The following is a 15176-nucleotide window of genomic DNA, read 5'->3' on the forward strand; positions in this document are numbered from 1 at the left end:
ATGGAGTTTCAAATAAGAAAAGCAGATTACCGTGATATTCCTGCCATTATGCAGGTGATGGCTGAGGCTCAGAAGGCCATGGAACACCCGGAGTGGTTCTGCTCCGACTGTGAAGAATATATGAAAAAACACATTGAGACATGCGGCTTTACCATTGTCGCAGAACCTATCTCCCAGTCTTCCCTGGCAGGATTCTTTCTTATAAAATTCCCGGGACTTGCAGAGGAAAACCTCGGTCATTTACTTGGCTATACGAAAGAAGAACTGGAGAAAACCGTTCATATGGATATGGCGGTGGTGCATCCCGCATATCAGGGAAACCGCCTTCAGTCCCGTATGCTTCATAAAGCAGAGGAGGTTCTTGCCGGCTCCCCTGTTTTGAGGAACCGGCTTCTGGCAACCGTACATCCTGACAATCGTTTCAGTCTGAACAATATGCTGAATAGTGGCTATGAGATTGTAAAGACCACCCGTCTATACGGCGGCCTGCCAAGGCATGTGCTTCAAAAAATATTGTAAATTTCATTCCGCATTTGTTATAATTTATCACATTCTCCGCAAACTATATGCATGGAGGTGATCACAAATGGAAAATGATTATCAGGTAGCTTCTATTTCAGAGGACTGTGTCTCTGAAATCAATGAGCTTCAGAACAGATTAAATAAAGAGACGGATAAGGATATTGTACTTATCGCTTATCAGTCTAAAGCAGACGACTAAAGCTGCTGTGCCGGAAGAGGCGCTGCGTTTTCCTTCCCCATCTTTGAATCGGAAGCGATCAGACGGCCGCGCCCCTCCACTTTGACCAGCTTTTCCAATTCTTTCAGGGCATCTTTTCCTATCCATTTCTGGGCCTTGTCTCCGTTTTCTATCAGCTCATGGGCCAGCAGCACTGCTTTTTCCTGGTAATCAAAATCTCTTTTTCCAATCTCTCTCAATGCCCAGGATACGGAATTTTTCACATGCTCTCTCTCATCATCCGAATATGTGCGGATGAGGGAAAGGTAATGGTCCAGTGTCTCGCTTTCCGGATTCTTTTCATGGATGGCAGCGGATGCCATAAGGGTATAGGCAGCGCGTTTGACGTATACTGCCTCCGCGTCACACCATTTTTCAATGAGATCCTCGTATCCTTTCAGCTTGACCAGCAGATTCTTGCACAGATGGTCGCACAGATCCCAGGAGATGACATCATGCATGAATGCCTCTCCCTCCTGCAGTGTAAACTTCTTTTTGTCAATTACCAATACGGCAAGCAGCCTCGCCTCATGGTAACCTGTGTTCCACAATTCATGAGCCAGAGCATTGTCCTTGCCCGCCTTTTTTGCAAGTTTTCTCACATCCGCAGTGGATACGCCTATGCTGCACGCCTCCGGTATGCCCAGTTTCACCACATTTGCTTTGTATTTTTCTGAACTCATTGTTCTTAATTCTGACAGGATTTCATCACTTGTCATGCTTTTGTTCCCCCTTTGATATGTAGTTTTTCGACAGGTTTTTGTCTGAGATTTTCACAGATGCCGCAAACCATTTAAACGGATGCGGTTGAGTTCCTCAGCACCCAGAACACCGTTATTATACAGTAACAGATATTCTTTTGACACATCACTGTCGAATATTAAAATATCATCCGAATTGACCGTTACATCTACACCCGCACCATATAATTTTGCGATTGGATGAGTCTTTATGCTGGCTGTCCTGCTCAACAAAACATTACTTGTCGGTGTAATATTTAATCTGATCTTATGTTTCACCAAATATTCCACTGCAGCATCCGATTCCGCTGCTGCGATTCCATGCTGAACCTCATCAAGTGAAAGCAGTTTTATTCCCTGTATCACATCCTCTGCTGTTCCCCATTCACCTATGTGCGCTTTCAGCCGCAGGCCATTTTCCCTGGCTTTACGATAAATAGGGATAAAATTCTCTATGGGCTGAGCAGATTCATCCCCATATAAATCTATGGAATAGAATTCCTCTCTGCCCCAAAACGGCTCTAAACAGGACTGAAGATACTCAATGCTGCAATGTCTCGAAAGACCAATCTGCAGCCTAAGTTCAATATGCGGCGCAATACGGTCATTGACACTTTTAAATGCGTCAATCAACTCATCAATATCATTATGAAAATAGGTGGCAAGAGCCCACACATCCTCCCCTATCTCCAAAACAGTGACTCCATCCTGCTTTGCCTGAACAAATGCAGCTTCTATTAACAGTCTGCGCATCTGTTCAGTGTCAAATCGGGCTCCCATATTCTTGTCTGACCAGTTGTGCATTTGATCCATGGTAAATAATGGCTTGGTTATGGGCCATATGTCAAACCCTGTTCTGCTTTTAATATACGCTCTGCTGCCGCCTAAAACAAAATGGTTATGCAAGTCAGACTTTGGTATTTGTCTGATAGTCTCTATATCATTATTTTCTAAGGCCCAAATAAATTTTGACGAATGATCCATAGTATTTCTTTCCTCCGAATACCTGGTTTCTTCTGCACTGTATTCACCCATAATTGCGAATCACGGCATATCTTGCAGGTGCAGTTCCCCCACCGGGATCACCGCCTCCGGTTTATCCGAATGCTCCTGCAGGAATTTTTCCATCCACACCACATCAAGCCAGTGTCCGCCCTTATATCCGCATTTCGTAAAATGTCCCACTGTCCGATACCCCATTTTTTCATGGAATCCTATACTCTCGGGATTCGGATATGTGATGCAGGCGTTGGCATTTGTTATATTCTGTCTTCTGAGAATATCCTCCAGAGCAGTATAGAGCTGCCGGCCTATTCCATTTCCTCTTACATTTACCTTGAGATATACCGTTGTCTCCACAGCCCAGTCATAAGCTGGCCTTCCCTTAAAAGGTGATGCATAGGCATAGCCCAGGATTTCGCCATTCTGCTCTGCTATAAGGTATGGATATTTTTTCAGGGTTTCCCGGATTCTCTGTGTAAATTCCTCCACAGAAGGTACCTGATATTCAAATGTGATGCAGGTATTTTTTACATATGGCTCGTAAATTTTAAGCAGTGTTCCGGCATCCTCCGGTACTGCCATTCTTATGCGAAGATTCTTTCTATTCATGGACTTTCTTTCCCTTCTATGATCAAATGTGGTTTGTGGTGTTTCATATAATCTGCCAGTTCTCCGGAATCCTTCACCTGCTGTTCCAGTATAATGCCCCCAAATCCCAGATTGTCCATAGCATGGAAATCACTGCCGGACACCCATTTCAAATCAGGATAGTCACAGATCCATTTCTCCAGTAGTTCATTATGATTACTTCCATTCGGTCGTTGGTTAAATTCCACTCCGTCCAGATACGCAGGATTTTGCGGTCTGCATGGTGGACGGAACGGGTGTGCCTGATACAAAAGTGCTCCATTTTCATGGCATAATTCATACAATTCCTGCTGGGTGAGAAAGCACAGATTGGGATGGGCAAACAAAAATTCTCTGTCCGCCCCATAGATAAGGAAATCCTCTGCATAAGGCTCCAGCCGGATTTCAATTCCCAGTATTACCGTTAGTCCGCACTCTCTGCCTGCTTCATATGCTGTGTCATATCCCAGAAGGTAACGCTCCATACGCTCACGGTCCGTATTTCCAAAATCTTTTAAAAGGTCATTGTCAAAATGATTCGTTATAACTATACCGTCATAATCCGTCTGGCTGTACGCCTTTACCACTTCCCTTGCCAAAATCCGGGCGCAGGGGCTTCCTTCTGCTGTGTGGGTGTGCATTTCCAGTTTCATTCCTTGTCCCCCTTTTTTATTATTTCTCCTCAACCCGTCCGGACAGCAGTCTGCTATATTTTATTTGGGTAAAGGAATCTCCCCTGTAAATTGTCCTCTTTTCACCGGTTACGACAAAATTATTTTGTTCATAAAATCTCCTGGCCCTTTTATTACACTCCAAAGTCCATAAAGAAATTTTACGCTTTCCTAATGCCTCTGCTGTTTTAACCACAAACGCCAAAGCAGCCGAACCTGCCCCCACGTTTCTAAAAGCTTCCAGGATATAGAGACTTTCAATCTCCAAAACATTTTTACTGTCAGCCTCTAATATCAGAATTCCAATTGGTATCTGTTTCTTATAAATCAAATAGTCAAAATAGCTATCCGCACTTATTCTGCTTATAAATTCCTGTTTTCTTACCTCTACAGATTTTGATAACAGATATGCCTCATCAAATGTCCCTCTGTAGGACTGTTGCCAGGCCACGGCATGCGTATAAGCTGCAGTCTCCGCATCTGCGGCTCCGGCTTTTTTTAATACAATTTCATTGTCAAAACCACGGAACATCATACTCTTCCACCTTCTCCGCATCCAAATCAACAGAATACCCTGTAGCTGTATCCGATTTTTCATGATACTTTTTATACATCACAAACAGAAGAGACTTCCCGTCATCTGAAACTCTGTCATACACTACCGTCACTTCGTATGGCCTGTCCGCCTCATTTTCGTACTCAGCAGTATCGCCTCCCAAAATAGCGTAAAAGTTTCCTTTTGCATTGTACGTTTTTTCTGATGTTGTATACTGCTCTGACAGTTTTTTCTCATACAGAAGGTCATAGGAACGCTCCATACGGTCAAAATATTTTTTATTTTCATCCTCCGTGTCTTCTGTGATCTGCTCTATCCTTTCACTCTCTTCCATGGACTGCAGCAGTTCATTGTATGTCTGTGCCAGCGTTTTCTCTGTATTTTCGGCATCCGCATAATAATCACCGCGCTTTTCCAGATCTGAAGATTCCGATTCACCTCCGAAGTACAGACTGCATATTCTTTTATTCTCTTTTACCTCAATCTGTACCTGCAGAACGCCGGTAAATTTCTTAAATATGGAATCTTCCATGGCATCGGAAATCATAGCGGCAGCTTCTTTTGACGCCTGCTTTATCTCCGATTCCTTTTTCACAATAAGATGGTATCCTTCGGTTCCGTTCTCCTTTGTTTCACTCCACTCTGTCTGAAACGCCTCCGCTTCATAAGTCTTTTTAAAATGATCACACGCAATATTTTCAATAAAATCATCAGAAAGCCCGCTGCCGGAAACGGTAGGATAGCCTAAAATATGGACCGCGATCTGCGGATATTTTTCCGTCACATACGCGCCGGAATTCTCCGCAAATTCCATTCCGTATTTGTCCTCCAGAAGCCTGATATCTCTCTCCTCGTCCCACTCAAACTGCCTTCTTCCGAAGAAAGATATTTTATCCCAATAGGTATAGCCTGTTGTATAACCACCTGACTGCTCTGCCACGCAGATCATACCCAGGCCGATATCATGCTCCGAGGGCGATGTCAACAGGAAATAAACAAAGCCTCCTATAAACACGATCACTGCCAAAACAGCATAAATAACTGTCAGTACAACAGCCAGCACCTTATACTTTATTCTGGTCAGGTAATATCCGATAAGCAGGGCCGGAAAAAGGAAAACCAGAGCCCAGAACAGGGCCTGCACCCACAATCTGAACTCAACCCCAATCCCCCGCAGGATAAACCTGGCAAGTACGAATCCCAACAGGCTCCCCAGATAAATGATCCAGGGAAGCGCATATTTTATCTTACGTTCCATATTGTCTCCTATCCGAAAAATACAGTTTCAAGGTTTCCGTATTCTATACCGTTTTGAATCCTGACAGCATATTCATGGCACAGGCTGTCAAAATAAGAAGTCCATATCTGTCTGCCGGATTTTTCAGCAAGAATCCGAAGCAGCATTCTCAGCTTTCCTTCTGTCCTCTGCAGATTATCCCCCCGGAAATATTGTTCTGCTGCCTCTATATCCTGACTGCAGAGCCGAAGCTGTGAAAGCTGCCTGTCCGTTATCATGCAGCCAAATGCTGTGACGAGCACCAATTCACTGAGATTCCCCATATATCCAGTACTATTCCCGCTCTGAACACGCTCCAGAAGCTGCCTCACAGCCTGCTGCGGAAAGCATTCCAGAAAATCCTTCTCCACTACTATATCACATAAATACTGATAGATGATATCGATTCCGCACATTTCCCTGTGAATATTCACTGTCGGATAGTCCAGTGTGAGCAAATGGTCCTGCGGCCTGAATCTGGCATCATAGGCAATAAGAAATGCAGGCATTCCTTTGAGTATCGTCTCCCTGTAGTTGCTGCAGCCGTAATCACAGAAATCTTGGATCAGTTTATCGTAGATTTCTTTTGCCTTGCGGGTCTTTTCTACTACCCTGTCATAGCCGATTCTATATGCATCTTCCGCTTTCACTGTATGTTCGGACACTAATGTATATTCTGAGGTATCCCGGCATTCCCTCACACAATAGAGCACTGCCTCCATCAGCATCTGCGCTGTCTCATACGTCACAGAACTGCTCTCCTTGGAGGTGTATTTCTCTGCAAGCCATGCTGTCAGCGGCAGTAATTCTTCCAATTGGTATTCCATTTGCTTTTTCCCCTTTCCCAATCACAGATAACACCCACTTTTTACTCCCAGAAAAGCTCCCTCAGGACAGACTGATAGAGTTCGTCATCCCATCTTTTTTCCTCACTGAGCGCTTCATATTCATCGAGTCCACCGCTTTCCGTAAACCCCTGATAGCCTCCTCTGACAGCCTTTGCAAAACGTTCCAGGCACGTATCTTCCAGATAATCCAGGTCCCCGAAGCACACAGATTCAAACTGCTGCCTCATAAAAGTCAAAAGCTCATCATCTGTCATTTTATCCTGAGACTCGTTCTTAAAATGATAAAAAATGTCCTGCAGTCTGGTGAGAACAGCGAGATAATTTTCCTGGCTGACATATTGGGAATCGCAGAAATTATAGACAATCTTATCTAAAATCCCCCTGCCAAACTCAACTCTGCCGTACTTTTTCAGACTTTCATTCCGCCTTACGATCAATTCTTTTGCCTCCTGCTCCGTAAGTGTAAGCCCGAATTTTTCCGTCTTCTGATTGTACGCGTCCAGCAGAGCCAATTCGTCCTTCTGCCTCTTTTCCGTAAGCAGTTCAAAAATCTGTTTTTCCATGACTTATCTACCTGTCCTTTCCTGAAAACATTTAACCGGCGGAACTATTCAGCCGGCCAGACAGTTACCGGCCGGTTTCTATAGCTGCTGATTCGTTACTGTTCATTCTGTACCCGGCAGCGTGCTTCCCGATGCACAGACACAGAACATTCTGTTCTATACCTCACCGGCCGCCGTGGTCTCTGCATGCTTCGGGCAGAAAACACTTGGCAGGACAGTGGATATGAATGGTAACGCTCATTATACAGTCGCAGAAAGACCATTACAAGCCTTGAAAAAAACCCTGTTTTGTGGTAATATAATAATGCAAGAGGAAGCAGAAAATAAAAATCTGCTTCCTTTTTTCGTTTCTGTATTCTATTCTTTTGCCTTTCACGCTTCCGCCATATTGATGCGCATTATCTTCCGGGACACCGCCGGACTGATCAGCCGGGAAAGGAACAGGCCGGCAGAGCATCCACATCCCCGCGGAAGGTAAAGAAAATACCAAATTCATACCACTTCCATATTTTTTCCATACTTTTTCCTGTTATTGTTATCTCATAATAAAAATTCGTACAGGGAAAAGGAGGAAGGGCACATGAACCGAATATCGTTAGCAGTAAAATACTTGATGCGCAGAAAATCACGTACGCTTTTGATTCTGATCGTATTTCTCACAATAAATATAATGGCATTTACAATTCTCTCCATACGGCAGGCCGCCAACGACGCTTTAACAAATCTGGAACAAAAGCCGCCGGATCATTTTTATCTTGAGTCGCAATATGAGGCGGACCCGAAAACCGTTGTGACCGAAGGAAGTGCGATCAGCTATATGTCTGTGCCTCATTTAATAACCCATGATGTAATCGAAAAAATAATGAATATTGACGGAATAAAAATATATGCCGTCCATTATGCCACTTCATCCGGAATCATAACTGATAAAAACGGCAGTCCACTGGAATTGGTTCATTATAATATACCGGTGAGCGCTGATGACGTGTCTTCCGTCAGGGGGATTTCTGATTCCGGTTTATATTTGAGTTCAAGAATAAATTTAAAGGCAGGAAAACACATTACACCCGATTCTAAGCGCGAAGCAATGGTAACTCTTCCATTCGCAGAGCTAAACCATCTGAATCCGGGCGATCATCTGCTCATTACAACACCGGGCAATCCATCCGGTATAAGGGTTGCCCTATCCGGCATATATGAATTTACGGATAAAACAGATGAAACAGATTTATCACCATCAGAAATAAGCGCAAATGTTATCTATGTCGATCCCGACACGGCGCTTGCCCTGGACAATGGGACGAAAGGAATCATCAGCGCAGCATTTTTTGTGGAACAGCCGGATCAGCTTGCATCCATCTTCGCGCAGGTTCAAAAGCTGGACATTGACTGGAACAAATATGAACTGTACAAGGAAACGGATGCATATGTGATAGACACGGATTCCGTTAAGGCCGTATCCAAACAATTTTCCGTTTTGACTGCAGTGATCATTGTGACAGGATTCCTCGTTGTCACCCTTGTCCTGATGCTTCAAACAAAAATGCGTACAAACGAAATGGCAGTCTTACTTTCACTGGGCTTTACTAAAAACAGTATCCGATTGCAGCACATGATCGAGGCCATGATACCGGCGGGAATCTCCATAGCCGCCGCATACTTCATAGGCCGATGCCTGTTATCCGGTGTACTGTTTCATGCATTCAACATACCTGCAGAGGATATCCCCATGGTGACACTCGCAGAGATCCTTGTGCTCAACTTAAGTCTTCTGACCGCATCTATATGGATATCCGGTGCCCGAATTTTAAACGCTCCGCCAAATACGGTTTTTGAAAAAAACAACTGAGGTAAATATCTATGAACTTTATCCAATGCGCAGGCCGCTGTTTTATAAGGAAAAAAAGCAGGAGTATTTTTCTGATTCTGCTGCTGACCACAGTGTTTCTATTGTTACTGACTGTTGTGTCTGTTGCCGGTCACGCAAAGACTGTCCTCGAGAAAATGGAACATAACTTTAACAGGGAATTCGTTGTAGACGCGCAGAATGCACCGGGTTCACTGACACTGGAAAGAATACATGAGATTTCAGCCCGGGAAGATATCACCGCATATCGCCTGATCTCAAACGCCGTCCCTGTAGAATTTGCGGACAATAACGGAACATCTCTGTCCGTAAAAACGGATGGTGACAATTGTTTTATCAGCCCCGGCTTTGAACACGCCGGTACACTTGTCAGCAATGTGACGTCAGATTCCGACGAGCTGTTTTCAGAGGGAACACTCAAGATCATTTCAGGCAGGCATGTGAAGGAAAATGATGCACACAAAATTTTAGTCCACAAAGAACTGACAGATAAAAATTCCCTGCACCTAGGCGATACCATACAGTTAAAATTTCCCCGGGCAATCACCCGGGACCTGGAAAGCATGGGATATGACACAAGCCATATGAACACCCATACGATTCAGGCAGAAATCATAGGCATTTTTGAATCGCAGGATAACGGACATACTGCAGGGATGCACCTCTCACATCAGCTATACGAAAATTACTGCTACCTTGATTTGGAGACCTATTCTTCGGTATTCAATCCGAAAGCACCACCCTTTTTCTTTCAGGCGGCTTTCAGCGCTGCTTCCTCTTCGGATTTTGCCGCCGCCGTAAATGCTGTCAAAAATCTGGATTGGCCCGCCGGGCAGCCAAACAGTATTGTTTCTGACCTGGATCATTACGCTGATATGATCGGTTCCCTGAGTTCTCTGTCAAACCTGCTTAGGATCCTATGGATCGTCATTATACTTGTGTGTATCACCCTGATATATTTCCTGCTGTCTCATGGGGTAAAACAGCGAAAGCGGGAAATCGGGATTCTGATGAGTCTTGGACTGTCAAGAAGCCGTATCCTGATGCAGCATATTGCCGAGGTTTTGCTTGCCGCCGCAACTGCGATGGTCATTGCCTTCGCTTTGAGCAGAGGCATCGTACACGTGGCCAGAGAGCATATGATCGCAGCCGCCGTTAAGCAAAGTGACGGGACAGAGCAGGCCCAGCCGGAACAAGCCGATGGCAGTCCAACTTCTGTTTCTTCGGACGCGGCCGGAATCATGTTGATACTTGGATTTTTACTGATTCCTGTCTCCGTTATAGCAGCGGAGTATCCTGTTTTACAAAAAGAGCCGGACGAAAACTTAAGATCCGTATCTTGATCCGCAGTGTTCCGCCCCCCCTGTCTGGGCATGTGTTACGACATACCCGGATGAGTATCCCCTATAAAACATAAGCAATCCAATAAATATAAGTCAGGAGGATCATAAAATGCTGGAATTACAGAACATCAGTTATTCATATCAACCGGGAAAATCCGTATTAAATAACATAAACGCCGCCTTCCGCCCAGGCTGTGTCTATGCCATAGTGGGCAGTTCGGGCTGTGGAAAGTCAACATTGCTTTCCATTATGGGAGGGCTGGATATGCCTGTTTCAGGCAGCGTCCTGTACAATGGAAAACCTCTGACCAAAAAAGATTTGCCAGAATATCGAAAAAAGTACGTTTCATTTATTTTTCAAAGCTACAACCTGATCGACTATCTGACAGTGGAAGAAAACCTAAAGCTGGTATCCCCGCTTCTTGCGCTTCCTGTTCTGGAAAAGGTCGGATTAAACAGGGAGCTTGCCAAACGCAATGTCATGAAACTGTCGGGCGGACAGCAGCAAAGGGCTGCCATAGCCCGCGCGCTGATTTCCGATTCCTCCTTATTACTGGCCGACGAGCCGACAGGCAGTCTTGACGAAGAAAACGCCCGCGCAGTTTTTGATTTACTCATACAATATGCGCATGGTCCGCTGCAAGGCTGCGTGATCGCCGTTACGCATTCTCCTGTACTTGCCCGGAAAGCTGATGTTGTGTTGAAGCTGGAGGACGGTGTCCTTCGTAAAGAGAACAGCCTATAAACAAACATATGACATTTGAAAGAATGGCATCCAAAATTAACAACAGTCCAAAGTCAACAACAGTCCAAAGTCAACAAGTTTGCTATATCATCCGCATTCTTGTATAATGTTAGAAACAGATTCATTTAAACGGCAAGGGGGCAGGTGCATTGGATAAGAAGACCAAAATATTGATCGTCGAGGATGAGGAAAGCATCCGTGACATATTGCAGGCGTTCATACAGCAAAATGGATATTTTGTCATCACTGCTGCCGATGGTATCGCCGGATACAATCTCTTTGTCCGGGAGGCTCCCCATTTGGTGATTCTCGACATCATGATGCCACGCATGAACGGATATGAATTGCTGACAAAAATAAGAGAGATCTCAGACACGCCTGTTATCCTGCTGACTGCTTTAGGTAAAGAGCAGGAACAGGCCCGCGGCTTCGACTTACTGGCAGATGACTATATTGTGAAACCCTTCTCGCATACGATTTTGGTCAAACGGATAGAGGCGGTGTTAAGGCGAAATAAGCCGGACAATCCGCCTGACGATATTATCAGGCATGGCGAAGTAGAATTACGCAGAAACAGCTGTGAAATACGATACCGTGATGCATTGATCGACTTTACCCCAAAAGAATATGAATTGATCAAATTCATGCTTGAGAATCAGGACCATGTGTTCACACGGAACCATTTGCTGGACACCCTATGGGGAGAGGAATATTACGGGAATGAAAAAATCATCGACAACCACATCAAAAACATCAGAAAAAAACTGGATTGTGAACTTATTCAAACGGTTTGGGGCATGGGTTACAAAATCAGCAGCGAAAATCCAAAGTAACCTGGGTCTGAAACTATTCCTGCAGCTATTCACCATACTGTTTTTGACGTGCACCGGGATCGTATTATTCCTGAAGTTTTACCTGCCCATCCGATATACGGAAAAAATTGCATATGAATTGGATTCACGGGCAATGGAATTAGTAGATATGTTTGAAAGCAGGCCGTTGACAGAGGCTGAAATGAAGAATCATATTCTGGCGTTTTGTCTGCAGAACGGAACAGCAGCGGAATTGTTCGATCAAAACGAAAACCGCATATACAAAATAGATCTGTCCCAAAACATACTGGCGGAAAATCCGGTGTATGTCAGAGATTTGAATGCCTCCTTTACAACGGACAATAAAAGTTACACTCTGGACTTATTGATTTCCCATAATAAAGGCTCAGAGGTTACGGAAGTCATAAAGGAAATGTACCCCTTGCTCCTGCTTGTGATCTTAATCCTGTCTGCTGTGATTGCGGTTATCTATTCAAAACATATTGCCGGGCCAATCGTTGAAATAAGCAATATAGCCAGGCGAATGGAAAAGCTTGATATGACATGGAAGTGCAGGATTAACAGAATGGATGAAATCGGCTTGCTGGCGAACAGCCTGAATCATATGGCATTTCAACTAGACAAAACACTGAAAGAATTGGAGGACGCCAATGAAAAATTGAAATTAGATATGGAAAAAGAAAGGACCCAGGCAAAGCAGCGATCTGACTTTTTCATGTCGATTTCACATGAACTGAAAACGCCCCTTACCATTCTGAAAGGCGAAACAGAAGGAATGCTCCAGAACTTAACCCCTTTTGACAACAGGGATAAATATCTTTTACACTCCATGCAGGTCATCGAGACTATGGAAAAAATGATCAAAGATATTTTAGCAGCGGCGAGAACACAGATGCTGCAGAATAATGGGGGAATGCGCCCTGCTGACATTGGAGAAATCACTGCCGGTATCATTCAAAATCAAAATGAGCTGGCAGAATCCAAAAATATCAGTATCCATATGACATTGGAACAAGGGTTATTTGTCAACCTTGAACAGGCGTTGTTCAGCAAGGCACTTGCAAATGTGATCAATAATGCCATTGTCCATTCCGCGGAGGATTCTTCTGTTTATATCACAGCCGAACGATCGGGGCGCGCATGTGTTTTGACTGTTAAAAACATGAACAGTTCCATACCGGACGATGAAATCCAACATGTGTTTGAACCTTTCTACAAAGTTGATAAATCACGCCAAGGGAACGGCACAGGCTTAGGGCTGTATATTGTAAAGTCGTTTCTGGAATATCATGGATTCCGGTTTCAAATTGGGAATCAGGATAACAGTGTTGTATTTACCATTGTCATGCCGTTATGTAGTTGATCATGAATACTGATGTGCCCACCCGGGAGAAAAGAGCTTTTAAAAGCAGAAAGATTATAATGAAAATAATTGTACATACAATGGAATATACCGGAGAAAAAGCAGATTCCCCACTTACGTTGAGAAATTATGAAAGCAGCGATTTTAGCCGGTATCAAATTATCTATAATGAATGTTTCTCTGAAATGAGATCTTGTTTAAGTATAAATCCTATCAATTGTTGTGACAAAGAGGAAAACTTACTAAAAAAGCGCCAGAAAATTTTTATTCTTGAGGATAACAAAAAAATTATTGGTTCTGTCGCTGTATATGGAAATGAAATTGACGACCTAATCGTAGCAAAGAGTCACCAAAGAAGAGGGTATGGCGAAAGATTATTAAAATTCGCAGTTTCATATTTACAAAAAAATAAGATCTCCCCTATCCGCCTTTACGTCGCTGACTGGAATCAGGGAGCCCTTAAAATGTATATAAAAAATGGTTTTAAAATCACACATACTGAAATAATCAATTAAAAAATTTCTTTTAGAGCCTGTTCTTCCCAGTGACACAGGCTCTTTTTTCCTATCAATCTATGAGGAAAAAAATACATTCCCAGATACCCCAGAAGCTACTGATAACTGCCCCGTAAAACACTGTCCTACCATTAAACGGTCCGTCACCCCGGTCATTCCTCTCAAGCTTATGGAAACTCATCTATATATACGCACTCTTTTCCTATTTGTCTCAAAAAAATGATACGGTGATTTTGAATTTTCATCAAAACCGCCGTATCATTTTACAGAAATCGGACCACTACATTATTTTATTTTCCAACCGGATGCTCCTGCGCATATTTTCTTCCGTAGGAGTGCAGTTCATCCATGACAATGCTGTTATTCCACTCCCTGAAACAGATGCCGTTTGGTATGGATGGATAAAATCTTCCGCCCGGGCAATAGGTATCAATCGCTCTTCTGACCTCTGCCCTGATCTCCTCCTCCGTGATATTTTCAATATCTACTTTCGGGCCGTCAATGCCGCCGACCATAGCAAGCTTTCCCTCTGTCACTCTCTGGATTTCCACAATATCATTCTGCGCAATCGTACCCTGCCAGATATCCACGCCGATTTCCACCATATCTGTGACAATGGGCTGGCAGATACAGTCCGCATGGTGCATATAAATCATACCGCAGGCATGTATGGTATCCGCGATCTCTTTCTGCAGAGGTTTAATGATTTGGCGCCATACCCTTGGCGGAAGAAAAACATTTTGTTTTGAACCCCAGTCATCGTGATAAAAGATTATGTCAGGGTGGATCTGTTCTGCCACCATCTTGATATACTTTATTTTATAATCAGCGATTACCCGGAGCAGTGCTGCCATCTCATCCGGATACTCCAGATAATTTACCAGGGCTTCCTCCATTCCCATCAGATGATGAGAGCGCTCAAAAAGGCCTCCGGCACACATGAATCCCACAAATTTTTCCCTGCGGTCCACTTTCGCCGCTTCCTCTTTCACCAGCGTCCAGTCCAGATGATCCAGATCCGGTACGGTGAGCTGTTCCTCCCATTTTTCAATATCCTTGATGACAGCATTTTCACTGTTCACCCTTGGATGAGGGCCGGGGGCACCCGGCTTATAAACATAGACCGTTCCCCAGGAATCCTTGTGCTCCAGTCCATCCTGAGGGCACATGTCTCCCATGAGCACAGGGTCCGGCACAAGTACGATGGCATCCATCAAATCCCCGTAAAAATCAGGTTGTTCCCTGTTATAAATCGCCATAGCATTTTCCCGCAGATTCATATGATCGTTTCCTCCTTTGTCTTCCGAAAACTTTTTATAGGTAACTATTCAGCCAGCTGAATCGTTACGGGTATTCGCCCATTAAAAATCGCTTCGCGATGGGGCGAATACCTGCTGCCACTACTCTTATGCACGGTCAGCGCAGTAAATGCGCAGACCTGACTGAACAGTTACTTTTATAGTTCTATTGTATAACAATCTATGTTTT

Annotated in this window: 17 protein-coding genes; 8 read left to right on the forward strand and 9 right to left on the reverse strand. The window is 44.0% G+C overall.

What is annotated here, in order from left to right:
* Both LC508_RS08190 and LC508_RS28230 read left to right on the forward strand, forming a co-directional pair.
* The gene (locus tag LC508_RS08190; RefSeq protein ID WP_033143922.1) at positions 1–519 is read left to right on the forward strand and encodes a GNAT family N-acetyltransferase; all 519 of its coding nucleotides are present in this window, start codon (positions 1–3) and stop codon (positions 517–519) included.
* 67 nt (positions 520–586) lie between these two features.
* The gene (locus LC508_RS28230; RefSeq protein WP_255611251.1) at positions 587–721 is read left to right on the forward strand and encodes a hypothetical protein; all 135 of its coding nucleotides are present in this window, start codon (positions 587–589) and stop codon (positions 719–721) included.
* Here the strand turns inward: LC508_RS28230 and LC508_RS08195 are convergent.
* The 8 genes from LC508_RS08195 to LC508_RS08230 form a co-directional block, all read right to left on the reverse strand.
* The gene (locus tag LC508_RS08195; protein WP_054353704.1) at positions 718–1458 is read right to left on the reverse strand and encodes a DNA alkylation repair protein; all 741 of its coding nucleotides are present in this window, start codon (positions 1456–1458) and stop codon (positions 718–720) included. The two genes, LC508_RS28230 and LC508_RS08195, sit on opposite strands and share 4 nt — an antisense overlap.
* A gap of 54 nt (positions 1459–1512) precedes the next feature.
* A complete protein-coding gene (locus LC508_RS08200) occupies positions 1513–2463 on the reverse strand; it encodes an amidohydrolase family protein (RefSeq protein ID WP_103732262.1) in 951 nt (316 codons plus the stop codon).
* A gap of 60 nt (positions 2464–2523) precedes the next feature.
* Entirely contained in the window at positions 2524–3090 is a 567-nt protein-coding gene (locus LC508_RS08205; protein WP_103732257.1) for a GNAT family N-acetyltransferase, read from the reverse strand.
* Positions 3087–3761, reverse strand: coding sequence for a PHP domain-containing protein (locus LC508_RS08210; protein ID WP_103732258.1), 675 nt, complete (start codon positions 3759–3761; stop codon positions 3087–3089). The genes LC508_RS08205 and LC508_RS08210 overlap by 4 nt, the downstream gene beginning before the upstream one ends.
* A gap of 19 nt (positions 3762–3780) precedes the next feature.
* Positions 3781–4230: a GNAT family N-acetyltransferase gene (locus LC508_RS08215; protein ID WP_158587350.1), complete on the reverse strand. Its 450-nt coding sequence runs from the start codon at positions 4228–4230 to the stop codon at positions 3781–3783.
* A 64-nt stretch (positions 4231–4294) separates the two neighbouring features.
* A complete protein-coding gene (locus LC508_RS08220) occupies positions 4295–5593 on the reverse strand; it encodes a hypothetical protein (protein ID WP_103732260.1) in 1299 nt (432 codons plus the stop codon).
* 8 nt (positions 5594–5601) lie between these two features.
* Positions 5602–6438, reverse strand: coding sequence for a DUF6179 domain-containing protein (locus LC508_RS08225; RefSeq protein WP_054353710.1), 837 nt, complete (start codon positions 6436–6438; stop codon positions 5602–5604).
* Positions 6439–6479: 41 nt separating this feature from the next.
* On the reverse strand, positions 6480–7022 hold the full coding sequence (locus LC508_RS08230) for a DUF6323 family protein (RefSeq protein WP_103732261.1): 543 nt from the start codon (positions 7020–7022) through the stop codon (positions 6480–6482).
* Between the two features lie 580 nt (positions 7023–7602).
* Between LC508_RS08230 and LC508_RS08235 the strand changes: the two genes are divergently transcribed.
* The 6 genes from LC508_RS08235 (at position 7603) to LC508_RS08260 (ending at position 13688) form a co-directional block, all read left to right on the forward strand.
* The gene (locus LC508_RS08235; protein ID WP_054353712.1) at positions 7603–8871 is read left to right on the forward strand and encodes an ABC transporter permease; all 1269 of its coding nucleotides are present in this window, start codon (positions 7603–7605) and stop codon (positions 8869–8871) included.
* 11 nt (positions 8872–8882) lie between these two features.
* Positions 8883–10232, forward strand: a complete 1350-nt coding sequence (locus LC508_RS08240; RefSeq protein ID WP_103732606.1) for an FtsX-like permease family protein — start codon at positions 8883–8885, stop codon at positions 10230–10232.
* 109 nt (positions 10233–10341) lie between these two features.
* The gene (locus tag LC508_RS08245; protein WP_103732605.1) at positions 10342–10977 is read left to right on the forward strand and encodes an ABC transporter ATP-binding protein; all 636 of its coding nucleotides are present in this window, start codon (positions 10342–10344) and stop codon (positions 10975–10977) included.
* A gap of 149 nt (positions 10978–11126) precedes the next feature.
* Positions 11127–11810: a response regulator transcription factor gene (locus LC508_RS08250; RefSeq protein WP_103732604.1), complete on the forward strand. Its 684-nt coding sequence runs from the start codon at positions 11127–11129 to the stop codon at positions 11808–11810.
* Between the two features lie 133 nt (positions 11811–11943).
* The gene (locus tag LC508_RS08255) at positions 11944–13173 is read left to right on the forward strand and encodes a sensor histidine kinase (protein WP_158587351.1); all 1230 of its coding nucleotides are present in this window, start codon (positions 11944–11946) and stop codon (positions 13171–13173) included.
* Between the two features lie 59 nt (positions 13174–13232).
* The gene (locus LC508_RS08260; protein ID WP_103732602.1) at positions 13233–13688 is read left to right on the forward strand and encodes a GNAT family N-acetyltransferase; all 456 of its coding nucleotides are present in this window, start codon (positions 13233–13235) and stop codon (positions 13686–13688) included.
* 290 nt (positions 13689–13978) lie between these two features.
* On the opposite strand, the gene LC508_RS08265 is transcribed toward LC508_RS08260, so the two are convergent.
* A complete protein-coding gene (locus LC508_RS08265; protein ID WP_103732601.1) occupies positions 13979–14968 on the reverse strand; it encodes a uroporphyrinogen decarboxylase family protein in 990 nt (329 codons plus the stop codon).
* Positions 14969–15176 lie beyond the last annotated feature (208 nt).

It is taken from the genome of Blautia parvula (assembly GCF_020215665.1).
GTDB lineage: Bacteria > Bacillota > Clostridia > Lachnospirales > Lachnospiraceae > Blautia > Blautia celeris.